This is a genomic window from Bradyrhizobium sp. Leaf396 (assembly GCF_001424605.1).
GTDB lineage: Bacteria > Pseudomonadota > Alphaproteobacteria > Rhizobiales > Xanthobacteraceae > Bradyrhizobium > Bradyrhizobium japonicum_C.
The window spans coordinates 222,399-249,286 of the sequence record NZ_LMQJ01000056.1; the positions used below are offsets into that span (position 1 = coordinate 222,399).

25 protein-coding genes are annotated in these 26,888 nt (G+C 64.2%); 13 read left to right on the forward strand and 12 right to left on the reverse strand.

From position 1 onward, the window contains the following. Positions 1-12: 12 nt before the first annotated feature. Both ASG57_RS30640 and ASG57_RS30645 read right to left on the reverse strand, forming a co-directional pair. Entirely contained in the window at positions 13-456 is a 444-nt protein-coding gene (locus ASG57_RS30640) for a cyclic nucleotide-binding domain-containing protein (RefSeq protein ID WP_024338713.1), read from the reverse strand. Between the two features lie 60 nt (positions 457-516). After that, complete coding sequence (locus tag ASG57_RS30645; RefSeq protein ID WP_024338712.1) at positions 517-1,203, reverse strand: response regulator transcription factor; 687 nt, start codon at positions 1,201-1,203, stop codon at positions 517-519. 203 nt (positions 1,204-1,406) lie between these two features. Between ASG57_RS30645 and ASG57_RS30650 the strand changes: the two genes are divergently transcribed. Both ASG57_RS30650 and ASG57_RS30655 read left to right on the forward strand, forming a co-directional pair. After that, positions 1,407-1,976 (forward strand): L,D-transpeptidase family protein, encoded by a 570-nt coding sequence (locus ASG57_RS30650; protein ID WP_035698006.1) that lies wholly within the window; start codon positions 1,407-1,409, stop codon positions 1,974-1,976. Between the two features lie 6 nt (positions 1,977-1,982). Continuing rightward, a complete protein-coding gene (locus tag ASG57_RS30655) occupies positions 1,983-2,768 on the forward strand; it encodes a 2-keto-4-pentenoate hydratase (RefSeq protein ID WP_024338710.1) in 786 nt (261 codons plus the stop codon). Positions 2,769-2,824: 56 nt separating this feature from the next. Here the strand turns inward: ASG57_RS30655 and ASG57_RS30660 are convergent, their stop codons facing one another. Beyond that, positions 2,825-3,514: a YggS family pyridoxal phosphate-dependent enzyme gene (locus ASG57_RS30660; RefSeq protein WP_057198768.1), complete on the reverse strand. Its 690-nt coding sequence runs from the start codon at positions 3,512-3,514 to the stop codon at positions 2,825-2,827. A gap of 108 nt (positions 3,515-3,622) precedes the next feature. Here ASG57_RS30660 and ASG57_RS30665 point away from each other — a divergent pair, with 108 nt between their 5' ends. Next, entirely contained in the window at positions 3,623-5,326 is a 1,704-nt protein-coding gene (locus ASG57_RS30665; protein WP_024338708.1) for a sensor domain-containing diguanylate cyclase, read from the forward strand. Here ASG57_RS30665 and ASG57_RS30670 read toward each other — a convergent pair. Next, positions 5,323-6,369: a GGDEF domain-containing protein gene (locus ASG57_RS30670; protein WP_200948593.1), complete on the reverse strand. Its 1,047-nt coding sequence runs from the start codon at positions 6,367-6,369 to the stop codon at positions 5,323-5,325. The two genes, ASG57_RS30665 and ASG57_RS30670, sit on opposite strands and share 4 nt — an antisense overlap. A gap of 192 nt (positions 6,370-6,561) precedes the next feature. On the opposite strand from ASG57_RS30670, the gene leuS reads away from it, so the two are divergent. The 3 genes from leuS (at position 6,562) to holA (ending at position 10,860) form a co-directional block, all read left to right on the forward strand. Continuing rightward, positions 6,562-9,186, forward strand: coding sequence for a leucine--tRNA ligase (gene leuS / locus ASG57_RS30675; RefSeq protein ID WP_057198769.1), 2,625 nt, complete (start codon positions 6,562-6,564; stop codon positions 9,184-9,186). Further along, a complete protein-coding gene (gene lptE / locus ASG57_RS30680) occupies positions 9,173-9,724 on the forward strand; it encodes an LPS assembly lipoprotein LptE (RefSeq protein ID WP_024338706.1) in 552 nt (183 codons plus the stop codon). Before leuS ends, lptE begins: the two co-directional genes overlap by 14 nt. A 107-nt stretch (positions 9,725-9,831) precedes the next feature. Continuing rightward, positions 9,832-10,860 (forward strand): DNA polymerase III subunit delta, encoded by a 1,029-nt coding sequence (holA, locus tag ASG57_RS30685; protein WP_024338705.1) that lies wholly within the window; start codon positions 9,832-9,834, stop codon positions 10,858-10,860. Between the two features lie 371 nt (positions 10,861-11,231). On the opposite strand, the gene ASG57_RS30690 is transcribed toward holA, so the two are convergent. The 7 genes from ASG57_RS30690 to hemJ all read right to left on the reverse strand — a co-directional run bounded on the left by ASG57_RS30690 (position 11,232) and on the right by hemJ (position 19,829). Then, on the reverse strand, positions 11,232-12,119 hold the full coding sequence (locus ASG57_RS30690) for a ParB/RepB/Spo0J family partition protein (protein ID WP_057198770.1): 888 nt from the start codon (positions 12,117-12,119) through the stop codon (positions 11,232-11,234). A gap of 163 nt (positions 12,120-12,282) precedes the next feature. Beyond that, positions 12,283-13,152 (reverse strand): ParA family protein, encoded by an 870-nt coding sequence (locus tag ASG57_RS30695; protein ID WP_024338703.1) that lies wholly within the window; start codon positions 13,150-13,152, stop codon positions 12,283-12,285. Between the two features lie 28 nt (positions 13,153-13,180). Then, complete coding sequence (rsmG, locus tag ASG57_RS30700) at positions 13,181-13,813, reverse strand: 16S rRNA (guanine(527)-N(7))-methyltransferase RsmG (protein WP_230646616.1); 633 nt, start codon at positions 13,811-13,813, stop codon at positions 13,181-13,183. A 150-nt stretch (positions 13,814-13,963) separates the two neighbouring features. Further along, entirely contained in the window at positions 13,964-15,844 is a 1,881-nt protein-coding gene (gene mnmG, locus ASG57_RS30705; RefSeq protein ID WP_057198772.1) for a tRNA uridine-5-carboxymethylaminomethyl(34) synthesis enzyme MnmG, read from the reverse strand. 473 nt (positions 15,845-16,317) lie between these two features. Further along, complete coding sequence (gene mnmE / locus ASG57_RS30710) at positions 16,318-17,676, reverse strand: tRNA uridine-5-carboxymethylaminomethyl(34) synthesis GTPase MnmE (RefSeq protein ID WP_057198773.1); 1,359 nt, start codon at positions 17,674-17,676, stop codon at positions 16,318-16,320. 196 nt (positions 17,677-17,872) lie between these two features. Then, a complete protein-coding gene (rho, locus tag ASG57_RS30715; protein WP_011083462.1) occupies positions 17,873-19,138 on the reverse strand; it encodes a transcription termination factor Rho in 1,266 nt (421 codons plus the stop codon). Positions 19,139-19,394: 256 nt separating this feature from the next. Then, on the reverse strand, positions 19,395-19,829 hold the full coding sequence (hemJ, locus tag ASG57_RS30720) for a protoporphyrinogen oxidase HemJ (protein WP_024338699.1): 435 nt from the start codon (positions 19,827-19,829) through the stop codon (positions 19,395-19,397). 458 nt (positions 19,830-20,287) lie between these two features. On the opposite strand from hemJ, the gene ASG57_RS30730 reads away from it, so the two are divergent. The 4 genes from ASG57_RS30730 to dnaQ are packed head-to-tail and all read left to right on the forward strand — an operon-like array spanning position 20,288 to position 23,122. Next, complete coding sequence (locus ASG57_RS30730) at positions 20,288-21,127, forward strand: pyruvate, water dikinase regulatory protein (protein WP_024338697.1); 840 nt, start codon at positions 20,288-20,290, stop codon at positions 21,125-21,127. Between the two features lie 9 nt (positions 21,128-21,136). Next, positions 21,137-21,745: a Maf family protein gene (locus ASG57_RS30735; RefSeq protein ID WP_057198774.1), complete on the forward strand. Its 609-nt coding sequence runs from the start codon at positions 21,137-21,139 to the stop codon at positions 21,743-21,745. Between the two features lie 23 nt (positions 21,746-21,768). After that, positions 21,769-22,368 (forward strand): dephospho-CoA kinase, encoded by a 600-nt coding sequence (gene coaE, locus ASG57_RS30740; RefSeq protein ID WP_024338695.1) that lies wholly within the window; start codon positions 21,769-21,771, stop codon positions 22,366-22,368. Positions 22,369-22,399: 31 nt separating this feature from the next. Next, positions 22,400-23,122, forward strand: a complete 723-nt coding sequence (gene dnaQ, locus ASG57_RS30745) for a DNA polymerase III subunit epsilon (RefSeq protein ID WP_024338694.1) — start codon at positions 22,400-22,402, stop codon at positions 23,120-23,122. Here dnaQ and secB read toward each other — a convergent pair. Next, positions 23,113-23,598 carry a protein-export chaperone SecB gene (gene secB, locus ASG57_RS30750; RefSeq protein ID WP_024338693.1) on the reverse strand — a complete coding sequence of 162 codons (486 nt, stop codon included), beginning with the start codon at positions 23,596-23,598 and terminating at the stop codon, positions 23,113-23,115. The genes dnaQ and secB overlap by 10 nt on opposite strands. A 398-nt stretch (positions 23,599-23,996) precedes the next feature. Here secB and ASG57_RS30755 point away from each other — a divergent pair, with 398 nt between their 5' ends. Genes ASG57_RS30755 through ASG57_RS30765 form a run of 3 tightly spaced genes read left to right on the forward strand, consistent with a single transcriptional unit; the run spans position 23,997 to position 26,810 of the window. After that, positions 23,997-24,704 carry a Tim44/TimA family putative adaptor protein gene (locus ASG57_RS30755; RefSeq protein ID WP_024338692.1) on the forward strand — a complete coding sequence of 236 codons (708 nt, stop codon included), beginning with the start codon at positions 23,997-23,999 and terminating at the stop codon, positions 24,702-24,704. Further along, positions 24,682-26,223 (forward strand): murein transglycosylase A, encoded by a 1,542-nt coding sequence (gene mltA, locus ASG57_RS30760; protein WP_057198775.1) that lies wholly within the window; start codon positions 24,682-24,684, stop codon positions 26,221-26,223. Before ASG57_RS30755 ends, mltA begins: the two co-directional genes overlap by 23 nt. After that, a complete protein-coding gene (locus ASG57_RS30765) occupies positions 26,220-26,810 on the forward strand; it encodes a Smr/MutS family protein (RefSeq protein ID WP_057198776.1) in 591 nt (196 codons plus the stop codon). Before mltA ends, ASG57_RS30765 begins: the two co-directional genes overlap by 4 nt. The last annotated feature ends 78 nt before the right edge of the window (positions 26,811-26,888 follow it).

A 26,888-nucleotide genomic window follows, 5' to 3' on the forward strand; every position in this document is an offset into this window, starting at 1 on the left:
CAACAGAGACACTCAGGACGTCAGCTTCGCACCGGCCATGAGGATATCACTCGCGATTTGACTCGAACGCACCGCGAACTCGTCGCGAAGGCGAACCGCAGCGGCAGGGTCGCTTTCGAGCACGCGCTGGAACAGGCTGCGTGCGATGCGGATGACGGAGGCGTGCTCCAGCGCGATTGCGCTCGATGGCCGCTTCATCGGCACCACCAGCGCGAGCTCGCCGATCAGTGCGCCGGGCCCGGCGATCATTTCGGCACCGGCACCGTCTTCGACCCTGAAGGCGCCGCGCTGGACCACGAAGCCGGCATCGGCGTCATCGCCGAGATTGAAGAGGACGTCACCGCGGACGAAGTCGCGCTGCTCGGAGCCGATCGCCAGCATGCGCAACGAGGCGTCCCCCAACAGGCGCAGTGTCGGGACACGCTCGAGAAGCGCTACGTCGTCGTCGATTGACATTCCGGTCCGTGGCTCGAGGAACGCGCCAATTTACGACGAATCGCGCGTTTCCGGAACGTATCACGGCACCAGCTTGTATCCACCGGCTTCGGTGACCAGGATTTCCGGGTTGGCCGCGTCCTTCTCGATCTTCTGGCGCAGACGGTAGATGTGGGTTTCCAGCGTGTGGGTGGTGACGCCGGAATTATAGCCCCAGACCTCCTGGAGCAGGGTCTCACGCGACACCGGCATCTGGCCGGCGCGGTAGAGGAAGCGGAGAATCGCGGTCTCCTTCTCGGTGAGCCGGACCTTGCGCGCATTGGCCGCGGTCAGCATCTTGGAGCCGGGACGGAAGGAGTAGGGGCCGACCGAGAACACCGCGTCCTCGCTGGCTTCGTGCTGGCGGAGCTGCGCGCGGATGCGGGCCAACAGAACCGCGAAGCGGAAGGGCTTGGCCACATAGTCGTTGGCGCCGGATTCCAGCCCCAAGATCGTATCGGAATCGGTGTCGTGCCCGGTCAGCATGATGATCGGGGCCTTGAAGCCGCCCTTGCGCAGGGAGCGGACCACTTCGCGGCCATCGGTGTCGGGCAGGCCGACGTCCATCAGGACGAGATCGGGAGAATTCGCCTTCGCGGCGCTCGCGCCCTTCGCGCCGGTATCCACGGCGGAGGCTTCGAATTCTTCGTGCAGCGATAATTGCTCCACCAGCGTGTCGCGCAGATCGGTATCGTCATCCACGATCAGGATCTTGCGGGCGTTGGGCATGGGAAGTCATCCTTTTGGAGTCCGGCTCGGCGCGCATCCATGCCGCGCCCAGCCGCGAGGGGAAGTTTAGGGGTCGCCGTTATTTTTGTTGTTCGTGTTGAAGTAGTGGGCTGTTACCGATTCACAAGCCAGAACTACTCTAACTCAGAATAGCAGGCCGTTTTGATGAATGTCCTGTAATGAATTCGACATTGCACGTTCACATGAAAAATAAAGCAGTTTCAGTCGGTTACAACGAGACTCGCAGCGCTGGGCCGCTCTCTGCGATCCGTGTTAGGCCTGCTGCAGGTAATCCGCGCCGGGGCTGGCTGACGGCCGGAGCGTTGACCATCCCGGTTGCGCTGGGGCGGGGCGGTATTCTCGCCAACAAGCGCGAGGGCGATGGCGGCACCCCGAGAGGCAGCTTCCGTCCCAGGCGGCTGTGGTGGCGGGGCGACCGGCACAGCCGCCCCCAGACATTCCTGCCGACCCGGATGATCACAGCGGCGGATGCCTGGTGCGAGGATCCAGGCGACCGTCACTACAACCAGAGCATCCGGCTCGGCGAGGGACAGGGCGGTGACCGGCTCAAGCGGGCCGACCATCTCTACGACTTTATCGTCGAGATCGACCACAACACCCGGCCGCGCGTCGCCGGCCGGGGCAGCGCGGTGTTCCTGCACCTGGCGCGCGATAATTTCGGCCCGACCGCGGGCTGCGTCTCCATGACGAAATCTGCGATGTTGCAATTGCTGCGGCGCTTGGGCCCGCGAACGAGAATCATCATCGGGTGAGGGTGCATGCTCGACAAGGATCAGATCGACGCCGCTTCAGAGCTCCTGGTCAGGCATTGGCGCGACGGCACCAAGCTCGACGCGCTGGAGACGCGGTTGCGGCCGCAGAGTCGCGCTGAAGGCTACGCCATCCAGGCCGCGCTCGAACGACGATCGAGCGGGACATTGTTCGGCTGGAAGATCGCAGCCACGAGCGAGGCCGGCCAGAAGCACATCAACGTCACGGGGCCGCTGGCTGGGCGCATCATGAGCGACACCGTGATCGCCGACGGCGGGACCGCATCGATGAAGGGCAACGAGATGCGCGTCGGTGAACCTGAATTCGCCTTCCGCATGGGGCGCGATCTGCCGCCGCGCGCGACGCCCTACAGCGCCGACGAGGTGCTCGCCGCCGTCGAGACCCTGCATCCCGCGATCGAGATTCCCGATTCGCGCTTTGCCGATTTCGTCAGCGCGGGCGAGGCGCAGCTCATCGCCGACAACGCCTGCGCGCATCTGTTCGTGCTGGGCGCGCCGACCATTGCGAACTGGCGGGCGATGGATCTCGTTGCGGAACGGCCGCAGATCGCACTGCGCGGCGAGCGCCATATCGGCCACGGCAGGAACGTGCTCGGCGATCCCCGCATTGCGCTTGCCTGGCTTGCCAACGAGCTGCGCGGGCTCGGCATCACCTTGCGGGCAGGGGAGGTGGTGACGACGGGCACATGCCACCCGCCGCTGCCGATCCAGGGCGGCGATCATTTCGCCGCGGATTTCGGCGTGCTGGGAAAGGTGTCGGTGGGGTTCGTGTAGGCGGCTCACTCCGCGTCATCGATGGCGGTTGCCAGCGCGTTCCTCGCTAACGGCTCTCACCGGTGCCCGAAGATCGCGCTTCCCACCCGCACATGGGTGGCACCCAACATGATGGCGGTGGCGAAGTCCGCGCTCATGCCCATCGAGAGATTCTTCAATCCATTGCGTGCGGCAATCTTGGCGGTGAGAGCAAAGTGCCCGGCCGGCGGCTCATCCACCGGGGGGATGCACATCAGGCCGGAGATTGTCAGCCCGTAGGTGTCCCGGCAACTCGCGAGGAATGCATCGGCTTCGTCGGGTGCGACGCCGGCCTTCTGCGGCTCCTCGCCGGTATTGATCTGGACGAAGAGTTGCGGGTGCTTGTTCTGGGATTCGATTTCCTTGGCTAACGCTTGGCAAATGCTCGGACGATCGACCGAATGGATCGCGTCGAACAGCGCGACCGCCTCTTTCGCCTTGTTGGATTGCAGCGGCCCGATCAGATGCAGCACGATATCGGGGTAAACAGACGTCAGCGCCGGCCACTTGCCTTTGGCCTCTTGCACCCGATTCTCGCCGAATACGCGCTGTCCGGCGGCGATGACCGGGGTAATCGCATCCGCGACGAACGTCTTGGAAACCGCAATCAGCGTCACGGATGCGCGGTCGCGCCCCGCGTCCTTGCAGGCGCGCGCGATTTCGGCTTCGACCGCGGCAAGCGCGTTTGGTGAATGGCCGGTTACCGGCGCGGTGTTGGCTTCCGTCATGACGTCTCTTGGCTGTGCTCCCAACCGAGTTAAGTCCAATTTTACCGAGTTCAAGAAACAGTTTTTGAACCCTTCGCTTTACCTTGGGCCACGGGGTGGGTAGCGAAGATGGCCAGCGTCAGTCTCAACCGCAAGCGAGCGAAACTCAAGCAGGTTCTCGGAATCCGGGCGCGGCTTGCGTTGCTCGCGGTGATTCTCGTGGCGCCTTTGATGTTCGACCGCATCCGTTCGCTCGAGGACACGCGTACGCGCCAGATCGCGCAGGCCGCGGCTGAGTTCACCACGGTGGCGAGGCATAGCGCCGATGCGCAACGCGAGGTGATCTCGTCCGTCGAGACCATCCTGAAATCGGAGGCTTTCATCCGCGCCTCCGTCGGCGGCATCAGCAAGAGCTGCGACGTGCTGCGCGCGAGCCTGCCGTCGAGCCTCCCGTGGATACGCACGCTTCTGATCGCCGGCCAGGACGGTCGCATCCAATGCGCCACCAACAACATGTATGTCGGCCTCGATCTGAGTGACCGGCCGTACTTCCAGCAGGCACAGCAAACCGGCCGCTTCATACTGAGCGACTTCATCATGTCGCGACCGGTGCTGTCGCCGACGGTGATGGCGGTTTATCCAGTCTCCGCCTTCAGCGGCGTCCCCGATGCCGTCGTGCTCGCCACCGTCAACCTCGACTGGATGTCGAAGGTCATGAGCAATCTGGGCGGCCGCCCCGGCATCACCGCCGTGCTGGTCGACAGCGCGGGCACCGTGCTGGCCGCCCCGGCCGATCAGCGCAGCGCGGTCGGCCGGCCCCTCGACAACATGCCGCTGATGTCCGCGATCGCCGACAAGGCGCTTCGGTCCGATCAAGACGAGGGCTCGCTGTCTTTCCTCGCTGCCGATGGCTCTCGCCGGGCAGTCAGCTACATCCGCATTGCGGGGACCAATGCTCGCCTGATCACCAGCATCGACGAGGACAAGGTGTCCGCTGCCGTCAGCCGCGACATCCGTACCGCCTATCTGCAGTTCGCTTTCGTCGTGGTGTTCGTCCTGCTCGGCGCGCTGATCGCGGCGGAGAAACTCGTCATCAAGCCGATCGAGATGCTCGTCGACATGGCCAAACGTCTCGGCGAGGGCGACCTGTCGGCGCGCGCGGCCCGCAACAGACTGCCGGCCGAATTCGTGCCGCTGGCGCGCGCGTTCAACGCGATGGCCGCGCAGCTGAGCCAGCGCGAACGCGAGCTGATCGCAAGCAACGATCGCCTGACCGTGATGGCCTCGATCGACATGCTCTCCGGCCTCGCCAATCGCCGCGGCTTCCAGAGCCGGCTCGACTTCGAATGGATGCGTGCGCAGCAATATGGCAGCGAGCTTGCGTTGCTGATGATCGACGTCGATCACTTCAAGCTGTTCAACGACACCTATGGCCATCTCGAAGGCGATTCCTGCCTGACCAGGCTCGGCGAATCACTGTCCGGCATTGCCGCTGACACGATGGGCTTCGCGGCACGCTATGGCGGCGAGGAATTCTGCCTGCTGCTGCCGAACACGGACGTCATGCGTGCCGTCGAAATCGGCGAACAGGTGCGCGCGGCCGTGCTGAAACTCTGCCTCCCGCACATCACCTCGAACCACATGATCGTCACGGTCTCGATCGGCGTCGCCGCGACGAAGCCCAATGAGAGCTTGCGGCCAGGCGATCTGATCGAAGCCGCCGACGCCGCGCTCTATGCCGCCAAGCACCGCGGTCGCAACAACGTCGTGGAGCACGGTGTGCAGGCGATCGAGACTGGCACGACCGAGGTGATATTTGCGGCCAGCGCCTAGCCGGCAGCTCCCGCGCGCTCGACCTCGATCTCCGTCACCACACGGTTGCGCCCGCTGCTCTTGGCGAGATAGAGCGCGCGATCGCAACGCTCGATCAGATCGCTGATCGCCTCGCCGACGCGGTATTGCGCCGCGCCGATGGACACGCTGATGCTGGGCAGGATCTCGCCGGTCGAGCGACGCGTGATCGTGGCTTCGGCGATCGCGCGCCTGATGCGTTCGGCGATCTCGGCACAAGCCGCGAGATCGGCGTCCGGCAGCACCGCGATCAGCTCCTCGCCGCCATAGCGGGCCGGCAGATCCTGCTCGCGAACCTTCTCGCGCAGCACCTTGGCCATCAGGCGCAGCACCTGGTCGCCGACGCCGTGGCCGAAATTGTCGTTGAAGGACTTGAAGTGGTCGATGTCCAGCATCAGGACGCAGAGCGGCTCGCCCCATTCAGCGGTCGCCTGCGCCTTGCGCAGGAATTCGTCGAGTGCCCTCCGGTTCGCCAGCCCGGTCAGCATGTCAGTCCGGGCGCGCTGCTCGGACCTCGACAGTGAGTCGCGGATCACGTCGAGCTCGCGCGTCTTCTCCGCAAAGCCCGCCTCGAGCCGGGTCGCGCGTGTGGCGGCCCGCGCCAGCTCGTTCATGAGCTGGGCCACCAGCAGTTTTGGATCGACGCCGGCCCTGCCCTGATCCGCCACCTCACTGATGGCCTGCATCTGCGAATGATTGTCGGCAATCGCAGTCGCCAGAAACTCCTTCGCGGCCCCCATGAGCGCCTGGAGCCGCTCCGAGGTGTCGACCACCGCGGCGCTCACCTGGTTCGCGACGTAGGTCTCGAACAGATCCTTGTTGGTTCGGGCGTCGAAGGGCCGATTGTGATCGATCAGGAGATCAATGGCGTTGCGCAAATCGTCATGACCGCCTGCGAAATACTGGAACCAGACGGCAAAATTGGCCGGCGTCGGCGCAATCCGCTGTTCAGCCATGCTCCGCATCGCACGTCCAGCGATGGACGCGGCATAGTCGTAATCGGGATCGTCGAAGCTGGAATACATTTGCGGTATCGCGGTCTTGTCGAGCCGCAAATTGGCATCGACCCCTTAATCACACGCCAACGCGGGCCCTCGTAGTTATGCGGAGACCCGGCCAAAGTTCCAGAATGCGGCAACCCATTGACCCCTTAAGGCCTTCTATGGCCTAGTCCGCCGTCTTAAGCCGGCCGAACCCACGAAAAGCCCAACGATTCCATGACCTCCGAACGCTATAACGCCCGCGACGCCGAACCGCGCTGGCAACGCCTCTGGGACGAGCAGAAGATCTTCGTCTCCAAGAACGATGATCCGCGGCCGAAATATTACGTGCTTGAGATGTTCCCCTATCCCTCCGGGCGCATCCATATCGGTCACGTCCGGAATTACACGCTGGGCGACGTGCTCGCCCGCTTCATGCGCGCCAAGGGCTTCAACGTGCTGCATCCGATGGGTTGGGATGCCTTCGGCCTGCCGGCGGAGAATGCCGCGATCGAGCGCAAGGTGGCGCCCAAGGCATGGACCTACGACAACATCGCCGCGATGAAGAAGCAGCTCCGCTCCATCGGGCTGTCGCTGGACTGGTCCAGGGAGATCGCGACCTGCGATCCCTCCTACTACAAGCACCAGCAGAAGATGTTTCTGGACTTCCTGCGCGCGGGGCTTGCCGAGCGCGAGAAGCGCAAGGTGAACTGGGACCCCGTCGACATGACCGTGCTCGCCAACGAGCAGGTGATCGACGGCCGGGGCTGGCGTTCGGGCGCCGTGGTCGAGCAGCGCGAGATGAACCAGTGGGTCTTCAAGATCACGAAGTACTCGCAGGAGCTCTTGAGCGCGCTGGACGGGCTGGACCGCTGGCCCGACAAGGTGCGGCTGATGCAGCGCAACTGGATCGGCCGCTCCGAGGGCCTGCTGATCCGTTTCGCGCTCGATGCAGCGACGACGCCGGCAGGCGAGAGCGAGCTGAAGATCTTCACCACGCGCCCCGACACGCTGTTCGGTGCGAAGTTCATGGCGATCTCGGCCGATCATCCGCTGGCGCAGGCCGCAGCCGCGAAGAACCCCGAGCTTGCCGAGTTCATCGCGGAGATCAAGAAGATCGGCACCGCGCAGGAGATCATCGATACCGCGGAGAAGCAGGGTTTCGACACCGGCATCCGCGCGGTGCACCCGTTCGATCCCAGCTGGAAGCTGCCGGTCTATGTCGCCAATTTCGTGCTGATGGAATACGGCACCGGCGCCATCTTCGGCTGCCCGGCGCACGACCAGCGCGACCTCGACTTCGTCAACAAGTACGACCTCGGCAACACGCCTGTCGTGTGCCCTGAAGGCCAGGATCCCAAGTCCTTCGTCATCACCGACACCGCCTATGACGGTGACGGCCGCATGATCAATTCGCGCTTCCTCGACGGCATGACCATCGAGCAGGCCAAGGAAGAGGTGGCGAGGCGTCTCGAGACGGAGCTGCGCGGCAATGCGCCGGTGGGCGAGCGGCAGGTCAATTTCCGCCTGCGCGACTGGGGCATTTCGCGCCAGCGCTATTGGGGCTGCCCGATTCCCGTCATCCACTGTCCGAAATGCGACGTGGTGCCGGTGCCTGATGCCGACCTGCCGGTGAAGCTGCCCGACGATGCGACCTTCGACAAGCCCGGCAACGCGCTCGACCACCATCCGACCTGGAAGCACGTCACCTGCCTCAAATGCGGCGGCAAGGCGCAGCGCGAGACCGACACCATGGACACCTTCGTGGATTCGTCCTGGTACTTCGCCCGCTTCACCGATCCCTGGAACGAGAATGCGCCGACGACGCCCGCGGTGGCCAACCGGATGCTGCCGGTCGACCAGTATATCGGCGGCGTCGAGCACGCGATCCTGCATCTGCTCTACAGCCGCTTCTTCACCCGCGCGATGAAGGCGACCGGGCACATCGCGCTCGACGAGCCGTTCGCCGGCATGTTCACGCAAGGCATGGTGGTGCACGAGACCTACCAGAAGGCCGACGGCTCCTATGTGCAGCCGGCCGAGGTCAAGGTCGAGGTTGGCGGCAACGGGCGCCGCGCGACGCTGCTGGCCACCGGCGAAGACATCCAGATCGGTCCGATCGAGAAGATGTCGAAGTCGAAGAAGAATACCGTCGACCCCGACGACATCATCGAGACCTACGGCGCCGACGTCGCCCGCTGGTTCATGCTGTCGGACTCACCGCCCGACCGCGACGTGATCTGGAGCGACGAGCGCGTCCAGGGCGCCTCGCGCTTCGTGCAGCGGCTGTGGCGCCTGGTGAACGATTGCGTCGCGCTCGCCAAGGCCGCGCCGGCGGCCCGGCCGGCCAGCTTCGGTCCGGACGCCACCGCCTTGCGCAAGGCCGCCCATGGTGCGCTCGACAAGGTCACCACCGGGATCGAGCGGCTGCACTTCAACGTCTGCCTCGCCCATATCCGCGAATTCACCAATGCATTCTCCGAGGTGCTGCAGCGCCCCGGCCAGCCCGCCCCGGACCTCGCCTGGGCGATCGGTGAAGCCAGCCAGATCCTGGTCCAGCTGTTCTCCCCGATGATGCCGCATCTGGCCGAGGAGTGCTGGCAGGTTCTCGGCCAGAAGGGGCTGGTTTCGGAGGCCAATTGGCCCAAAATCGAACGCGATCTGCTGGTTGAAGACAGCGTGACCCTGGTGGTCCAGGTCAACGGCAAGAAGCGGGGTGAGGTCACAGTTGCAACACTGGCCCAGAATCCGGAAATCGAGGCTGCCGTTTTGGCCCTCGATGCGGTAAAGCTGGCCCTGGACGGCAAGCCCGTCCGCAAGGTGATCATCGTCCCCAAGAGGATCGTGAATGTTGTCGGCTAGGATCCGCATCGCAGCCCGCTTGCTGGCGGTCGCCGCCCTGGCGGCGCTGACGGCCGGCTGCTTCCAGCCGATGTACGCCGAGCGGAACGACGGGACCCCCGGCCTGCGCGAGAAGCTGATGGGGGTCGAGCTGCCCCCCATCAACAAGCCCAACGCGTCCCGCGAAGCCCGCGTCGGCGTCGAGATCCGCAACGCGCTGGCCTTCAAGCTTTACGGCACGGCGACCGGCATGCCGCCGACCCACCGGCTGGACATCCGCTTCACCACCACCCGCTCCTCGCTGATCGTCAGCGCCACGACGGGACTGCCGACCAGCGAGAATCTCGGCATCGACGCCCAGTACAACCTGGTCGAAGTCGTGACCGGCAAGTCCGTCATGTCCGGCTCGACCTTCTCGCGCGTGTCCTACGACATGCCGGGATCTTATCAGCGCTTCTCGCGCACCCGCGCCGTGCGCGATGCCGAAGATCGCGCCGCCAACGAGATTGCCGAGAACATCACGACCCGCCTCGCCTCGTTCTTCACCGCGGGCACGTAGGTCATTCCCGCCATTCCCGGGCGCCCGCAGCGCGAACCCGGGATTTGATCCCAAACCTCTGGATTCCGGGCTCGCGCTGCGCGCGCCCCGGAATGACGATCTGGACCATGGTCGCATTGCGCGGAAAAGAGATCGACGCTTTCCTCGCCCGTCCCGATGCGGGCCGCCCCATCATCCTGCTGTACGGACCCGATGCCGGCCTCGTGCGCGAGCGCGCCGATGCGCTGATCGCCTCGGCCGTGGACGATCCCAACGATCCGTTTTCGCTGGTCAAGCTCGATGGCGACGAGCTCTCGGCCGAACCCTCTCGCCTCGTCGACGAGGCCATGACGGTGCCGCTGTTCGGCGGCCGCCGCGCCATCCGCGTTCGCGCCGGTTCGCGCAGCTTTGCCAGCGGAATCGAGACGCTGGCCGAGATGAGCGTGAGGGATTGCCGCATCGTGATCGAGGCCGGCGAGCTCCGTCCCGAATCGCCACTGCGCAAGACCTGCGAGAAGGCCAAGACCGCCGTGGCGATCGGCTGCTATCCCGACACCGAGCGCGATCTTGCGAGGCTGATGGAGGACGAACTCCGCATCGCCAATTTGCGCATCGCGCAGGATGCCCGCGCGGCGCTGATGTCGTTCCTCGGCGGCGACCGCCAGGCCTCGCGCAACGAGTTGCGCAAGCTGACGCTCTACGCCCACGGCAAGGGCGAGGTGACGCTGGAGGACGTGATGGCCGTGGTCGCCGACGCCTCCGAGCTGAAGCTCGACCCGATCGTCGACGGCGCCTTTGCCGGAAGGCCCGACATCGTCGAAAGCGAGTTCGCAAAGGCCATGATCGCCGGCACCTATCCCGGCGTGATCATCTCGGCCGCACAACGCCAGGCCGCGTGGCTGCACAAGTCTGCGCTCGCGATCGCCGACGGTACGCCTGCGTCCGCCGTGCTCGACGGCGGCTTCCCGCGCCTGCATTTTTCGCGAAAGCCCGCGGTCGAAACCGCGCTGCGCAATTTCACCCCAGCCCGGCTTGCCGCCATCATCGAGCAGCTCGCAACCGCTGCGCTCGATACCCGCAGGCAATCCACGCTCGCCGCCGCCATCGCCCAACGCGCGCTGATGGCGATCGCCGCGAATGCAAAGCGCCGGGGCTAGGCGCCGCTCTCGCGCCACGTCATTGCGGACGCAACTCTCTCCACGTCATTGCGAGCCAACGGGTCCGCGCGAAGCGCCGCCCGATGACAGGCTCCGCGAAGCAATCCAGACTCCCTCCGCGGAAGGATTCTGGATTGCTTCGTCGCTGACGCTCCTCGCAATGACGTGTTGAGAGAATGCCGCGTCACGGTGACTGCCGTGGCCCCTCTTCCCGAGCAGCGCGCTCTTGCGCGCGTCTCGAAGGATGCAGGCCCGTCTCTTTCCCTCGCCTCGAGACGCCGCTCCGCGGCTCCCCCAGGACGAGGGAAAGACGTGACTACGCCGTGCGATATTCCGGGACTCGCATCGCCGGCCCGGAACGACGACCCAGGCTACAGCGCGCCCTTGGCCAGCCGCTTCATCACCTCGTCGAGCTGATCGAGGTTGCGGTAGTTGATCTGCACGGAGCCGCCGGGATCGCGGTGGTTGACGGTGACCTTGAGCCCGAGCGCGTCGCTGACGCGCTTCTCCAGATCGATCGTGTCAGGATCCTTTTCCTTGCCACCGCTGGCGCGCGCCTTCTGCGGCTTGCGCTCGGGCACACCCTCTTCATGCGCCAGCGCCTCGGCCTGGCGAACGTTGAGGCCCTCTTCGACGATGCGCTTGGCGGCCGCGAGCGGATCCGGCACGCCGATCAGCGCACGGGCGTGACCCGCGGTCAGCTCGCCGGTTGCGATGAAGGCCTGCACCTCGGCCGGCAGCTTCGTCAGCCGCATCATGTTGGCGACGTGGCTGCGGCTCTTGCCGACGACCTTGGCGATGTCCTCCTGGCTGCGTTTGAACTCGTTGGCGAGTGCGTGATAGCCCTGCGCCTCCTCCATTGGGTTGAGATCCTCGCGCTGCACGTTCTCGATGATTGCGAACTCCAGCGCATCGCTGTCGCTGATATCGACGGGGACGATCGGCACCTCATGGAGACCGGCCATCTGCGAGGCGCGCCAGCGCCGCTCGCCGGCGATGATCTCGTAGCGGTCATGCACGCCCTTCACCGGGCGCACCACGATCGGCTGGATCACGCCGTGCTGCTTGATCGAATCGCTGAGCTCCTTCAGCTCGGTGTCCGAAAAGGTACGGCGCGGATTGCGCGGGTTGGGCTTGATGAATTCGATCGGCACCTTGCGCTGCGCGCGCGGACGATCGACATGCTGAGCCTCGCCGCCGACATCACCGATCAGACTCGCAAGACCTCGGCCCAGTCGCGAACGCGCTTCGTCGGCCATCGCCAGCTCCCTTGGATTCAACTCGAACGCTCCTGCTACTCTGGTCCCGTCGTTCCGGAGTGCGCGAAGTGCGAACCCGGACTCCCGGCGTTGCTCAATTCCAAATCTCGGGACTCCGGCTCAGTTCGCGTGCCGCAAATTGTCCGGAATGACACGTCTGGATTCAATGCGTCGTTCGCAGCTCGCGCTCGCGCTGGATCACCTCGGTCGCAAGCCGCAGGTAAGCTTCGCTGCCGACGCATTTGAGATCGTAGACCAGCACCGGCTTGCCGTAGGACGGCGCCTCCGAGATGCGCACGTTGCGCGGGATCATGGTCTTGTAGACCTTCTCGCCCATGAACTGGCGCACATCGGCGACGACCTGGTTCGAGAGGTTGTTGCGCGAGTCGAACATGGTCAGCACGATGCCGTGGATCGACAGGTTCGGGTTGAGCGTCGAGCGCACCTGCTCAACGGTCTGCAAGAGTTGCGACAGACCTTCGAGCGCGAAGAACTCGCATTGCAGCGGCACCAGGATCGCATCCGACGCAGCCATCGCGTTGACGGTGAGCAGGTTGAGCGAAGGCGGGCAGTCGATCAGAACATAGGTGTAGTCGGCGTCCGGCGAGACGTTGTTGTTCAGCGCGCCGATCGCATCGCGCAGCTTGAAGGCGCGGCCGGGTGTGGTGCCAAGCTCGAGCTCGAGGCCGGAGAGGTCCATGGTCGAAGGCGCGATGTGCAGCCGCGGCACCGCGGTCGAGACCACCGCTTCGCGCAAGGCGGCTTCGCCGACCAGCACGTCATAGGTCGAGAGGGAGCGGTTGCGGCGGTCGATGCCGAGCCCGGTCGAGGCGTTGCCCTGGGGATCGAGGTCGACGATCAGGACGCGCTCGCCGATTGCAGCGAGCGCCGTGCCAAGATTGATCGCTGTGGTTGTCTTTCCCACGCCGCCCTTTTGATTCGCCAGCGCAAGGATGCGCGGGTGGCCGTGCGGGACCTCCGCTGCCTTGTCCTGGGCCGACTGTTCTTGGCCTGGTTCGTCAATCACGCTCATCGCAATTCCCCACTCACCCCTGAACGCCTCAGCCTTGCCGTTCGGCGGACGTCAGCTCCACGATCCACCCGTCCCCAGTTCGGCTTGGATGCAGCTTGGGCTGGATACTCCAATATTTAGTGGCTTCGGTCAATTCAGCCTCTACATCTTGACCTTTCGGAAACAATGCCTTTGCGCCTTTGCGCATGAGGGGCTCCGCAAAGCCGATGAGTTGATGTAGCGGAGCCAGTGCACGCGCGGTGACGCAATCGACGGGGCCGGTGATTCTATCCACATTATCCCCGATCTCAGCGAGATGTACGACTCCCGGAGATGTGGTGACGCGGATCGCTTCGCGCAAAAAGGCAGCCTTCTTCGCGATTCGCTCGACGAGGTGGACGCTCGCGCCCGGCTTGCCCGCCATCACACAGGCTAGGACCACGCCTGGAAAACCGCCGCCGCTGCCGAGGTCGGCCCAGCGTCTTGCGGTCGGCGCGAGATCGACGAGCTGAAGGGAGTCGGCGATGTGCCGTGTCCAGAGGTTTGGCAGTGTCGAAGGCGCGATCAGATTGGTCTTGGATTGCCACTCGCGGAGCAGCGCGATGTAGCGATCGAGGCGGACCTCTGTTTCATGTGAAACAGGCGCGAGCTTGAGCGCGGCGACCTTGTCGGCCGCGATGATCGCGTCGAGCGATCGATCGTTGGCGCTGGCCTTCTCGATCTTCGGTCTGGGCGGTCCTGGCTCAGCGTGCCCACCGGCGCCCTCGCCTGCCGTTGGCCGCCGCGAGAGCGGTCGTTCCCCACCCGGTCCGCGCTGTTTCACGTGAAACGCCTATGCGATTGCCTTGGAATTCTTCCGAGCTTCACGGCGGAGATACGCCGCAAGGATACCGAGCGCCGCCGGCGTCATACCATCGATCCGGCCAGCTTGGCCGACCGTGAACGGGCGCGCCTTCTCCAGCTTCCCACGGACCTCGTTGGAGAGACCGGGGACCATCTGGTAATCGACCTCCGACAGAACCAACCCCTCGTCGCGCCGGAAGGCCTCAACGTCGGCACTCTGGCGCTCCAGATAGACGTCGTACTTGGCGTCGATCTCGAGATGCGTGGCGATAACCGGATCAACCGCGGCCAGCTCCGGCCAGATCGCGCGGACTTGGCTCCAGCCGATCTCGGGATACGCCATCAGCTCGAAGGCGGAGCGGCGTTGGCCGTCCCGATTGAGTGAAAGGCCGTGCTTGATCGCCTCGTTCGGGGTGATGGTCAGAGACTTCGACAGTGCTCGGGCCGCATTCAGGGCGTCCATCTTGGTGCGGTGGTGCCGGGTTCGAGCCCTGCCGACACATCCCAAGGCGATGCCCTTCTCTGTCAGACGCTGGTCCGCATTGTCGGCCCGTAGCGTCAAACGATACTCGGCCCTGGAGGTGAACATCCGATAGGGCTCACTGATCCCGCGGGTGACGAGGTCATCGATCATCACGCCAAGATAGCCGTCAGCCCGGTCGAACACCGTCAGTGCGGCCCCACTGGCGGACAAGGCCGCATTCAGGCCGGCCACGATGCCCTGCCCGGCGGCCTCCTCGTACCCGGTGGTGCCATTGATCTGCCCGGCCAGGAACAGGCCGCGCAGCCGCTTGGTCTGCAGGGTCGGATCGAGCTCGCGGGGATCGATGTGGTCGTACTCGATGGCATAGCCCGGGCGGACCATCTTCACCCGCTCCAGACCGGGAATGCTGGCGAGGATCGCGAGCTGAACTTCCTCGGGAAGCGATGTCGAGATGCCGTTGGGATAGACCGTGCTGTCGTCGAGCCCTTCCGGCTCCAGGAAGATCTGATGGCCATCCCGATCGCCAAAGCGGACGATCTTGTCCTCGATCGAAGGACAATAGCGCGGACCGGAGCTCTTGATCTGCCCGGAATACATCGGGGATCGATGCACATTGGCCCGGATCACCTCGTGGGTGACGGCTGTGGTCCGGGTGATGCCACACTGGATTTGCGGAGTCGTGATCCGTTCGGTCATCACCGAGAACGGCTCTGGCGGATCGTCTCCGGGCTGCATCTCGACTGCAGACCAGTCGATCGTGGTGCCGTCGAGGCGCGGCGGCGTCCCGGTCTTGAGGCGTCCGAGTGTAAAGCCGGCGCGCTCAAAGGAGCCGGAAAGACCCATCGCCGGCGCCTCGCCAACCCGACCTGCGGGCCAGTTCTTTTCTCCCAGATGGATCAGACCGCGGAGGAAGGTCCCTGTGGTGACTACGACGGCCCCTGCCCGGAGCTCGCGGCCATCAGCCAGGCGCAGTCCGGTCACCCGGCCGTCGGCCGTAATCAGCTCGTCGGCTTCCCCCTCAATGACGGAAAGACCCTCGGTCTCCAAGATGGCGGCTTGCATGGCAGCCGCATAAAGCTTTCTGTCCGCCTGGGCCCGGGGACCGCGGACGGCCGGACCCTTCCGGCGGTTGAGCACCCTGAACTGGATGCCGCCGGCGTCACCGACACGGCCCATCAGACCATCGAGCGCATCAACTTCGCGGACCAGATGCCCCTTGCCCAAGCCGCCGATGGCCGGATTGCAGGACATTGCGCCAACGGTGGAGAAACGATGCGTTACCAGAGCGGTCAAGGCGCCCATCCGGGCCGAAGCGGCCGCAGCTTCACAGCCGGCGTGGCCGCCGCCAATCACGATGACGTCGAAACTTGCTCGCTCTGTTCGCATAGGGGACTTCTAGCTCAGGGGCGGAAAAGCGGGAAGCGGAAACTGGAAGCGGCTGTTTCACGTGAAACACGAGCCACGCGGGTGGCGGATGTTTTCGCGAAAACAACCCCATGCACAGTAGAGGGAGCCTCGGGAAACCCGGTGTTTCACGTGAAACGAAAGAGGGCGTCATTGCGAGCGCAGCGAAGCAATCCGGATCCTCCGATCCTCCGCACCGAGAAGCTGGACTGCTTTCTCGCAAAGGCTGCGCGCAATGACGAGCATCGAGGAGTGAATGGAGCGCTGCCGATGCCACCTAGGCCAGTCGATCTCCTCAAGTCGATTGCAGACCACATCCTCGTGTTTCACGTGAAACAGAGCCGCCCCGGTTGGCAAGATGACGGCGTTCCACCTAGCACGTGAAACGAAACCCCCACGTTTCACGTGAAACACAAGAAATGGAACAAGGGCTAATCTAGAGTGAAGACCTAGCGCTACTTTCCGATACAGAACTTCTGGAAGATGGCGCCAAGGACGTCTTCGACATCCACCCGGCCCAAGAGCCGGCCCAAGGCAAAGGCGGCGGCCCGCAGCTCTTCGGCCGCGAGCTCCTCGCCGTGTTCTACAAGGTCCAGACTGCGGTGCAAGCTGTCTAGCGCCTGCTGCAGAAGATCGCGCTGACGCGCCCGGGTGACCAATGCGCCCTCGCTCATTCCGAAGAATCTGGCGGCGAATTTCACGAGGGCTTCGACCAGCTCGGCGATGCCGTCGCCTCGACTGGCGGAGATAGCGAACTCACCCGGTGCGATGGCGCCTTGGTTCCTGCCGAGATCGATCTTGTTGCGGACGATCCAGACCGCGCCGCCGGACGACGGATCATCGGCGCCGGATCTCCGAAGCGGGCGCATCGCGTCCGGATCGCCCGCTCGCCCCCCCTCCACCAGCCACAGCACGAGATCGGCGTCCGCGGCCCGCGCCCGCGCCCGGCGCACACCTTCCTGCTCGACGGGATCATCGGTCTCGCGGATGCCGGCGGTATCGATCACCGTGACGGGATAGCCGTCGAGGTCGAGCTGCACCTCGATGACGTCGCGCGTCGTGCCGGCATACGGCGAGACGATCGCAACCTCACGACGCGCGAGCTGGTTGATCAGCGTCGACTTGCCGACATTCGGCTCGCCGGCGATGGCAACCACAAGGCCTTCGCGCAAGCGTTCAGAATGTCCCTGCGCCGCAAGCACTTCTGCGATTTCGTCATGCAGCGCCTTGATCGCCTTGACCGCCGGGGCCCTCAACTCGGCGGGCACATCGCCCTCATCGGAAAAATCGATGCCCGCCTCGATCAGCGCCGAGGCCTCGATGATGCGCTCGCGCCAGTCACGCGCGCGATTGCCGAGGAGGCCCTGCAGCTGGCGCAGCGCCTGGCGGCGCTGGCGATCGGTGTCGGCATGGATGAGGTCATCGAGGCCCTCGGCCTCGGTCAGATCGAGCTTTCCGTTCTCGAAGGCGCGCCGCGTGAACTCTCCAGGCTCAGCCGCCCTCGTATTCGGAATTTTGCAAATCTCGCCGAGGAGCGCCGCGAGCACCGCGCGTCCGCCATGAACATGAAATTCGGCGACATCCTCGCCGGTCGCACTTGCCGGTCCCGGAAACCAGAGCACGACGGCATCGTCGATCGGCTGGCCCGAACCGCCCCGAAGCAACCTCCGGCTCGCCTGTCGCGGCGGCGGCGGGTTGCCAGCAAGCGTCGTCAACACCGAGCCAGCTTGTGCGCCCGAGACGCGTACCACCGCGATCGCGCTGGGCGCCCGCCCGGATGAGAGCGCAAAGATCGTCTGGTCACGCGGATGCATGGCCTATTTGTCCGCCTCTCGATGAAAAGGCAAATCTCCGACCTGAGATCATCCAGAGCAGTTGCCGCAGCATGCATTTATTGCAGTGCAACATAACCAGACCTACTTACCCCGTCCTTCGTGCTGCATGATTGCTGCAGCAGAGCGCGCAGCAAAAAGGGCGTTCGGAGGCGCCCTCGGATATGCTGCACTGCACTCAGGTGTTCATGGAATCGAAGAACTCCGAATTGCTCTTGGTCGAGCGCAGCTTGTCGAGCAGGAAGTCGATCGCATCCATCGTGCCCATCGGATTGAGGATGCGGCGGAGAACGTACATCTTCTTGAGCACCTGCGGATCGGTGATGAGTTCCTCCTTGCGGGTGCCGGAGCGCGAGATATCGATCGCCGGGAAGGTGCGCTTGTCCGAGACCTTGCGGTCCAGGATCAGTTCCGAGTTGCCGGTGCCCTTGAACTCTTCGAAGATGACTTCGTCCATGCGGCTGCCGGTATCAACCAGCGCGGTCGCGATGATGGTCAGCGAGCCGCCCTCCTCGATGTTACGGGCGGCACCGAAGAAGCGCTTCGGGCGCTGCAGCGCGTTGGCATCGACACCGCCGGTCAGCACCTTGCCCGACGACGGCACCACGGTGTTGTAGGCACGGCCGAGGCGCGTGATCGAATCGAGCAGGATCACGACGTCGCGGCCATGCTCGACCAGGCGTTTTGCTTTTTCGATCACCATCTCGGCGACCTGGACGTGACGCACCGCCGGCTCATCGAAGGTCGAGGACACGACCTCGCCCTTCACCGAGCGCTGCATGTCCGTGACTTCTTCCGGACGCTCGTCGATCAGCAGCACGATCAGATAGCACTCGGGATGGTTATGCGTGATCGAATGCGCGATGTTCTGCATCAGCACGGTCTTGCCGGTGCGCGGCGGCGCCACGATCAGAGCGCGCTGGCCCTTGCCGATCGGTGCGACGATGTCGATCACGCGGGCAGACAGGTCTTTCCTCGTGGGATCATCGATCTCCATGCGAAAACGCTGATTCGGAAACAGCGGCGTGAGGTTGTCGAAATTGACCTTGTGCTTGGCCTTTTCCGGGTCCTCGAAGTTGAGCGTGTTGACCTTCAGCAGCGCGAAATAGCGCTCGCCCTCTTTCGGGCTGCGGATATGGCCTTCGATGGTGTCGCCGGTGCGCAGGCCGAAGCGGCGGATCTGCGAGGGCGAAACGTAGATGTCGTCCGGGCCGGGCAGATAATTCGCGTCGGGCGAGCGGAGGAAGCCGAAACCGTCGGAGAGAACCTCGACGACGCCCTCGCCGACGATATCGGTCTCGGCCAGCGAAAGCTGCTTGAGGATGGCGAACAGCAGCTCCTGCTTGCGCATGGTGCTGGCGTTCTCGACCCCATTCTCTTCCGCGAACGAGACAAGCTCAGCCGGGGTCTTCGACTTGAGGTCCTGAAGTTTAATTTCCCGCATTGGGGTGGTCCTGTGGGGTAACCTGAAAAGAGGGGGGTGCGAGGAGGCTCTGAAATGCGGACGCGAGCAGGTGCAGGTAAGGTCCGCAGGTCTGGCAAGGTGAGCGCCGGTGAGGCTTCAAACCTGATGCGGTGTCCGGCCTCTGGAAAGCTCGGACACAACCACATCCGCCTGCGTTGGGTGGGATGTCGACAATATAGAAAATCGCTCCCCGCTCCGCAAGCCGAAGCGCTGAGCTAATCGTCGCGCGTGTCGCCTAGAACGGCTTCACGATCACCATGATGACGATGAAAATCATCAGAACAGTCGGCACCTCATTGATTATTCGATAGAATTTCTGGCTTCGCGGGCGACGGTCGGCGGCGAAATCCTTCAGCCAGCGCGAAAAAAAGCCGTGAACCGCGGACAGCGCGAGGACCAGTGCCAGTTTTACGTGCAGCCAGCCGAACGAGAACCAATGGCCGGACCAGGCGAGATAGAGCCCGGCAAGCCAGGTGACGATCATCGCGGGGTTGATGATCGCCTTCAGCAGCCGACGCTCCATGATCTTGAACGTCTCCGACTGCTTCGAGCCGATCTCGGCCTCGCAATGGTAGACGAACAGCCGCGGCAGATAGAGCATGCCGGCCATCCAGGCGATGACCGCGATCACGTGCAGCGCCTTGATCCAGAGATAGACGTCTTCGAACATTTTCTGTGCCCGGATTGATGCCAGCTCGGAGAACGCTGGGGATAGTAAGAACTCGTTAAGGTCTCACCCCGCACACATATCCATCCCAAGGGCCTTCCTCAAATCTAGAATCTTAGATTCTTAAGGTTTGAGTCTATGTGACCGTGGATTGGACTCATGCAATTCCATCCGCGAGTTCACGCGTGCTTTTTCACATCCATCCACATATCCCGGATCGCGCCGGCGATTTCCGATAAGCCGGTCGGACTCAAGACCTTGCTCCCGCCTGTCGGCAGCTTATCAAGAGAGTTGTCCGCGCAATCCCGCTTCCATCTCGGCAGGGCGCCGAACTTGTTCCGATGGGCAGCGGTGTGAAGAAAATTGGCCGTTGTCCCGCCCCTGGTGTCGCACACCCCTTTACGAGGGGTTAAGCTCCACAGAAATCCACAAACCACCCCAACGAAATTCAAAGGGTTTTTGTGCCGACCTCGAACAATTATTTCCATCTGCATCTGGTCTCGGACTCCACGGGAGAGACGCTCATCACCGTGGCGCGGGCGGTTGCGGCCCAGTACGCCAACGTGACGCCGGTCGAGCATGTTTATCCGCTGGTGCGCAGCCAGAAGCAGCTCGACCGCGTGCTCGATGAGATCGAGGAGGCGCCGGGGATCGTCCTGTTCACGCTGCTCGAGAAGGATCTGGTCTCCAGGCTCGAGGACAAGTGCAAGGAGATCAATGTTCCCAGCCTGTCGATCATCGGCCCGGTCATGCAGCTGTTCGAAGCCTATCTCGGGGCCGCGACCACCGGTCGTGTGGGCGCCCAGCACGTCCTCAATGCGGAATATTTCAAGCGGATCGACGCTTTGAATTACACGATGATCCATGACGATGGTCAGCATGTCGAAGGTCTCGACGAGGCCGACGTGGTGTTGGTCGGTGTGTCCCGCACCTCGAAGACGCCGACATCGATCTATCTTGCCAATCGCGGCATTCGCACTGCCAACGTGCCCCTGGTTCCAGGCATTCCGGTACCCTCGCAACTGGAAACATTGACGCGACCGCTGGTGGTCAGCCTGCATGCGACGCCGGAACGCCTGATCCAGATCAGGCAGAATCGCCTGCTTTCCATGGGCGCCGATTCCGGCAGCGACACTTATACCGACAAGCAGTCGGTTACCGAGGAGGTCGCGTTCGCGCGCAAGCTGAGTGCCAAGCACGACTGGCCGTTGCTGGATGTCACGCGCCGCTCGATCGAGGAGACTGCGGCGGCGATCATGAAGCTCTACAGTGATCGCCAGCGCAACCGGCCCTCCGAGTAAGGGTCGGCGATGGGTCTGTGGCGCGGCACATCTCCGTTGATCCTGGCCTCGCAGAGCAGCGCTCGCAAGATGCTGCTGGGCAATGCTGGCCTCGAATTCAAGGCGATCACGGCTGATATCGACGAGCGCGGCATTCAAGCTGCGTCCAGGCTGTCGAACCCGCGCGAGATTGGCCTGCTGCTGGCGGGCGAGAAAGCCAAGGCGGTTTCGGCGGGTCATCCCGGGAGCTACGTGATCGGCGCCGATCAGACGCTGGCTCTTGGAACGCGTCTCTTCAACAAGCCTTCGGGCCGCGCACAAGCGCTGGCGCAATTGCGCGATCTTGCCGGAAAGACCCACGAGCTGAATGCCGCTGTGGCCGTCGCGCGTGACGGCACGATCGTTTTCGAGGATGTCTCGGTCGCCCGCATGAGCATGCGAGAGATGACCGATGCCGAGCTTTCGGCTTATCTCGACGCTGCCGGCGATGCCGTCACGACCAGTGTTGGGGCGTATCAGCTCGAAAGTCTCGGCATCCACCTGTTCGAACGGATCGAGGGCGATCATTTCACCATTCTCGGCCTGCCGCTGCTGTCGCTGCTTGCGTTCCTGCGCCGCGAACGGCTAGTTGCGGTGTGAATGATTGAGATGGCTGGAAGCTGATGCGGATTCTCGGACTGACCGGCTCGATCGGGATGGGGAAATCGACCACCGCGAAATTATTCGCAGAGGCCGGCGTCCCCGTCTACGATGCCGATGCCGCTGTCCATCAGCTCTATGAGGGCGAGGCGGCGCCCGCGATCGAGGCCGCTTTCCCCGGCACCACCGCGAACGGCAAGGTCGACCGACAAAAACTGTCGGCGCGCGTCGTCCATGATCCCGCCGCGATCAAGCAGCTCGAGCAGATCGTTCATCCGATGCTGGGTGCTTCCAGGCAGAAATTCTTCGCCGATGCCGAGACCGCCAACGCGCCGGTCGTGGTGCTGGACATCCCGCTGCTGTTCGAGACCGGCGGAGAGAAGCGGGTCGACGCCGTCGTCGTGGTCTCCACCTCGCCCGAACTCCAGCGTCAGCGGGTGCTCGCGCGCGGGACGATGGACGAGGCAAAGCTGGACGCCATCATCGCCAAGCAGATGCCGGACGCCGAGAAGCGAAAGCGCGCCGATTTCGTGGTGGATAGCTCACACGGACTTGAACCGGTGCGGGCGCAGATCGCGCACATCCTGGCGGAGGTCGTTAAGATGCCGCAGCGGCGAGCCTGATTCGCGCCGCGGCACACGGCTTCCTAAAGACATGCGCGAAATCGTCCTCGATACCGAAACCACCGGCCTCGATCCGCTCCGCGGCGATCGCCTGGTCGAAATCGGCTGCGTCGAGATCTTCAACCGCATGCCGACGGGACAGAGCTTCCACGTCTACATCAACCCTGAACGGGACATGCCGGCGGAAGCCTTCGCGGTGCACGGATTATCGTCCGAATTCCTGGCGACGAAGCCGCTATTCCACGAGATTGCCGACGAGTTTCTGGAGTTCATCGGCGACGCGCCGCTGGTGATCCACAACGCCTCGTTCGACATCGCCTTCATCAATGCCGAGCTTGACCGCATCAAGCGTGCCGCAATCCCGCGCGAGCGGCTGGTGGACACGCTGCTGTTGGCGCGGCGCAAGCATCCCGGCGTGTCCAACCGGCTCGACGATCTCTGCTCGCGCTATGCGATCGACAATTCGCACCGCACCAAGCACGGTGCGCTGCTGGACGCCGAGCTGCTGGCTGAAGTCTATGTCGATCTGGTCGGGGCGCGGCAGTCGCAGCTGCTGCTGGCTGCGGAAGGCGAGGAGATCCGGGTCGCCAGCGCGGGCGATGCGCCGCGGCGGCAGCGTCTGGTGCCGCTCGCGCCGCGCATTACGGAAGCCGAGCGCGAAGCCCATCGGGCCTTCATCGCAACCCTCGGCGACAAGGCGATCTGGAACGAGTACCTGCCCGCTCCAGCCGCGGCGGTCGCCGCTCAGGCCTGACCGGCTTGACCCTGAGCGGCCATTTGCCGCTCCATGTTCTGGCGATAGAGACCGACGAAGTCGACCGGGTCCAGCATCAGCGGCGGGAACCCGCCGTCCCGCACCGCGGTCGCGATGATCTCGCGTGCAAACGGGAACAAGAGGCGCGGGCACTCGATCATGACCAGCGGGTGCAGGTTCTCCTTCGGCACGTTGGCGATCCGGAACACGCCGGCATAGGCGAGCTCGAAGGAGAACATCACCTTGGCCGCGGCCTCGGCCTTGCCCTCGATCGACAACGTCACCTCGAACTCCTGTTCGCTGAGATTGTTGGCGCTGACGTTGATCTGGATATTGATCTGCGGCGGCTGGTTCTGCTGCTGGAGCGAGCTCGGCGCGTTGGGATTTTCGAATGAGAGGTCCTTAGTGTATTGCGCCAGCACATTGAGCTGGGGAGCCTGGGCCGCCTCGGGAGGGGTGCCGTTACCGTTGGTCATGAAAGTCTCTCCTTACCCGATTGGGGCTGAATTTCGCGGCGGTTGGCTAACATAGGGCCGCCTCGTTCCACAAGGACGAACGGTCCCGGATGTGAGGGTCGGGGCCGCGCCCGTAACTTGGACGCTCGTCGTGCCCTTTCCGCGAAATTGTGCCCTAAACGTTTGAAGATGCGCGATTTCCGCTCAGGATCGGGTTTCCCCTTAAGCATAAAACGCGCTAGACTTGGTGCTGTGCCAAAAGGCGCCATTGGCCGAGCAAGATTTCGTGCCTACATCCCACGGACCTGACGTGGATCCAAAATGGTGATGTGGACTTGCCGTTTCCGTAGGGAACGGTCTACTGGCCGGATTGATTTTCCCGGCAGCGAGCCCTGAAAAGACCAGAAAGCGAATACGACGTGGACATCTACACCATCATATTCCTGGCGCTGGCAGTCTTTATCTTTCTGAGACTGCGTAGCGTGCTGGGGCAGCGCACCGGCAACGAACGGCCACCGTTCGATCGTACCGCCGCCCGCAATGCGCTGGGGGGTGCCCAGGACAACAACGTCGTGACCATGCCGGGCAAGGTGATCGATCAGGCCCCGCTGGCGCCAACGGCCGAGCCGACCCCGCCCGCCGATCGGTGGAAGGGGCTGGCCGAGCCGGGTACTGCGCTGGCACAGGGCCTCGACGCCATCGTCGAGAGGGATTCCAGCTTCGATCCGCGCCATTTCATCTCGGGTGCCCGCGGCGCCTATGAGATGATCGTGCTGGCCTTCGCCAATGGCGACCGCCGCGCGCTCCGCGACCTGCTGTCGCCGGACGTCTATGAAAGCTTCGACGCCGCGATCAAGGAACGCGAGAAGAACGAGCAGAAGACGGAGACGCGCTTCGTCTCTATCGACAAGGCCGAGCTCGTCGGCGCCGAGATGCGCGACCGCACTGCCCAGCTCACCGTGCGCTTCGTTTCGCAGATGATCTCGGCCACCCGCGACAAGGCCGGCAACATCGTGGACGGCAGCGCCGACACGGTCGCCGACATCACCGACATCTGGACTTTCGCCCGCGACACCTCCTCTCGCGATCCGAACTGGAAGCTGGTTGGCACCGGAAGCGCGAATTAAGATCTTTCTGAAGACCAGCGCGACGGCGCTTTGCGCAGGTGCTGTCGCGCTGTCAGCGTTTTCGCTCGGCGCCGAGGCGGCGCGTCGCCACCATCGCAGCCATCACCATCACCATCACCATCATCTTCCGCGAATGCCCGCCGCTCCGCCGCGGGCCTTGCCCTATCCGCAGCTGCCCCTGCCGTTGGAGATTCCCGGCGCGCAATATCTGCCGCTGGCCTGGACGGACGTGAAGGGTTGGGACGACGATAATCATCTCGCCGCCTACAAGACCTTCCGCGCCAGCTGCCGCCCGATCAACGCGCAGAACGGCGCGGCCGAGCCCAAGGCCCTGGGCAACTCGCTCAGCGAGCCTTGCCGGGCTGCCAAAACGCTCGACCTCGCCGACGACGGCAAAGCGAAGACCTTCTTCGAGGAGAATTTCGCACCGGTACGGATCTCGCGCCTCGGCGAGCCGGATGGTTTCGTCACCGGCTATTACGAGCCGGTGCTGGAGGGATCGCGCACCCAGACCGACGTCTACAACGTGCCGGTCTATCGCCGTCCATCCAATCTGTTCGTGCGCGGCTACAAGCAGGATTCGCTCAGCCTGCCCAACAAGGGCCCGGTCTATCGCAAGATCGGCCGCCGCAAGCTGGTGCCGTACTACGACCGCGGCGAGATCGAGGACGGCAAGATCGCCGGCCGCGGGCTGGAGATTGCCTGGCTGAAGGACCCGACCGATCTCCTGTTCGCCCAGATCCAGGGCTCGGCGCGGATCAGGTTCGACGACGGCAGCTCGGTTCGGCTCAATTACGATGCCTATAACGGTTATCCCTACACGGCCGTCGGCCGCATCCTGATCGAGCGCGGCATCATCCCGAAAGAGGAGATGTCGATGCAGAAGATCAGGGAATGGATGGCGCAAAACCCTGACGGCGCCAAGGAGCTGCGCCGCGCCAACCGCGCCTACATCTTCTTCCGCGAGGTCAACCTGTCCGACAAGGACGAGGCGGTGGGCGCGCAGGGCATTCCGCTGACGGCGGGACGCTCGATCGCGGTCGACAAGGCGCTGCACGTTTACGGCACGCCGTTCTTCATCGAGGGCGAGCTGCCGATCGAGTCCGACCGCGCCAAGACCCCGTTCCGCCGGCTGATGATCGCGCAGGACACTGGCTCCGCCATCATCGGGCCCGCGCGCGCCGATCTGTTTTTCGGCGCCGGCGCGGAAGCCGGCCGCATTTCCGGCCGGCTGCGCCATCCCATGCAATTCGTGATGCTGGTGCCGAAGAGCCTCGATCCTGCCCCGCGCGCCGCGAAGCTGCCGGTCCCGGACCCCCGGCCCTCCGAGAAGATTGCGAAGCTGTTTCCGCAAACCCTCCCGGCCAAGGCGGCAACGCCTGCGGCCGCCGGGTCCCAGGACAAGAACGAAACGGTTGCCATCGCCGGTCCCGTCCCGCTACCGGTGCCGCGTCCCGCCATCGAGTCGGCTCCAGAGCCGCGCCGGCCCGTGAAGAATCGCCCGCATCGGCAGCAATGAAACGGTCGTCCCGTCCGCCCGCGCTGGAGCCTCGCCCCTCGCCGCGTCGCCGCGCGCTGAGCGAGGAGGATCGCGAGCTGTGGGACCTCGTGGCAAAGCAGGTCAAGCCGCTGAAGAAGCACCGCGCTGCAAAGGCGCATGCCGCGCCGCGCGCCGAATTGCCGCCCACCGCGCCTGCCAAGCGATCCGCGTCGTCGCCACGGTCGGTCGCCGCGGCCCCGGCGCCGCGCCTGCCAAAACCGTCTGTCCCGCCGCTTGCGCCGATCGGCAAGCGCGAGCGGACAAGGCTGTCGCGCGGCCGCAGCGAGATCGAGGCGCGGCTCGATCTGCACGGCATGACGCAGATGCGTGCCCATCGCGCCTTGTCCGGCTTTCTCCACCGCGCCCATCATGATGGCCTGACCTTCGTGCTCGTCATCACCGGCAAGGGCCGCAGCGGCGGCGAAAGCGGCGTGCTGCGCCGTCAGGTGCCGGAATGGCTCAGCCTGCCGGAATTCCGCGCCTTCGTCGTCGGCTTCGAGCAAGCCGCGATCGGCCATGGCGGCGAGGGCGCGCTGTATGTGCGGATCCGGCGGGCGAGGATCTAGGAATGAGCCTAGCTCCGGGCTCTCTCGCCTCTCCCGCTTGCGGGAGAGGCCGTCGCGCGAAGCGCGGCGGGTGAGGGT

Bases quoted from the DNA above. Each gene is read 5' to 3' on its own strand.
- ASG57_RS30640 (WP_024338713.1), bottom strand. From the start codon at position 456: ATGTCAATCGACGACGACGTAGCGCTTCTCGAGCGTGTCCCGACACTG.
- ASG57_RS30645 (WP_024338712.1), bottom strand. From the start codon at position 1,203: ATGCCCAACGCCCGCAAGATCCTGATCGTGGATGACGATACCGATCTG.
- ASG57_RS30650 (WP_035698006.1), top strand. From the start codon at position 1,407: ATGAAAAATAAAGCAGTTTCAGTCGGTTACAACGAGACTCGCAGCGCT.
- ASG57_RS30655 (WP_024338710.1), top strand. From the start codon at position 1,983: ATGCTCGACAAGGATCAGATCGACGCCGCTTCAGAGCTCCTGGTCAGG.
- ASG57_RS30660 (WP_057198768.1), bottom strand. From the start codon at position 3,514: ATGACGGAAGCCAACACCGCGCCGGTAACCGGCCATTCACCAAACGCG.
- ASG57_RS30665 (WP_024338708.1), top strand. From the start codon at position 3,623: ATGGCCAGCGTCAGTCTCAACCGCAAGCGAGCGAAACTCAAGCAGGTT.
- ASG57_RS30670 (WP_200948593.1), bottom strand. From the start codon at position 6,369: ATGTATTCCAGCTTCGACGATCCCGATTACGACTATGCCGCGTCCATC.
- leuS (WP_057198769.1), top strand. From the start codon at position 6,562: ATGACCTCCGAACGCTATAACGCCCGCGACGCCGAACCGCGCTGGCAA.
- lptE (WP_024338706.1), top strand. From the start codon at position 9,173: ATGTTGTCGGCTAGGATCCGCATCGCAGCCCGCTTGCTGGCGGTCGCC.
- holA (WP_024338705.1), top strand. From the start codon at position 9,832: ATGGTCGCATTGCGCGGAAAAGAGATCGACGCTTTCCTCGCCCGTCCC.
- ASG57_RS30690 (WP_057198770.1), bottom strand. From the start codon at position 12,119: ATGGCCGACGAAGCGCGTTCGCGACTGGGCCGAGGTCTTGCGAGTCTG.
- ASG57_RS30695 (WP_024338703.1), bottom strand. From the start codon at position 13,152: ATGAGCGTGATTGACGAACCAGGCCAAGAACAGTCGGCCCAGGACAAG.
- mnmG (WP_057198772.1), bottom strand. From the start codon at position 15,844: ATGCGAACAGAGCGAGCAAGTTTCGACGTCATCGTGATTGGCGGCGGC.
- mnmE (WP_057198773.1), bottom strand. From the start codon at position 17,676: ATGCATCCGCGTGACCAGACGATCTTTGCGCTCTCATCCGGGCGGGCG.
- rho (WP_011083462.1), bottom strand. From the start codon at position 19,138: ATGCGGGAAATTAAACTTCAGGACCTCAAGTCGAAGACCCCGGCTGAG.
- hemJ (WP_024338699.1), bottom strand. From the start codon at position 19,829: ATGTTCGAAGACGTCTATCTCTGGATCAAGGCGCTGCACGTGATCGCG.
- ASG57_RS30735 (WP_057198774.1), top strand. From the start codon at position 21,137: ATGGGTCTGTGGCGCGGCACATCTCCGTTGATCCTGGCCTCGCAGAGC.
- coaE (WP_024338695.1), top strand. From the start codon at position 21,769: ATGCGGATTCTCGGACTGACCGGCTCGATCGGGATGGGGAAATCGACC.
- dnaQ (WP_024338694.1), top strand. From the start codon at position 22,400: ATGCGCGAAATCGTCCTCGATACCGAAACCACCGGCCTCGATCCGCTC.
- secB (WP_024338693.1), bottom strand. From the start codon at position 23,598: ATGACCAACGGTAACGGCACCCCTCCCGAGGCGGCCCAGGCTCCCCAG.
- ASG57_RS30765 (WP_057198776.1), top strand. From the start codon at position 26,220: ATGAAACGGTCGTCCCGTCCGCCCGCGCTGGAGCCTCGCCCCTCGCCG.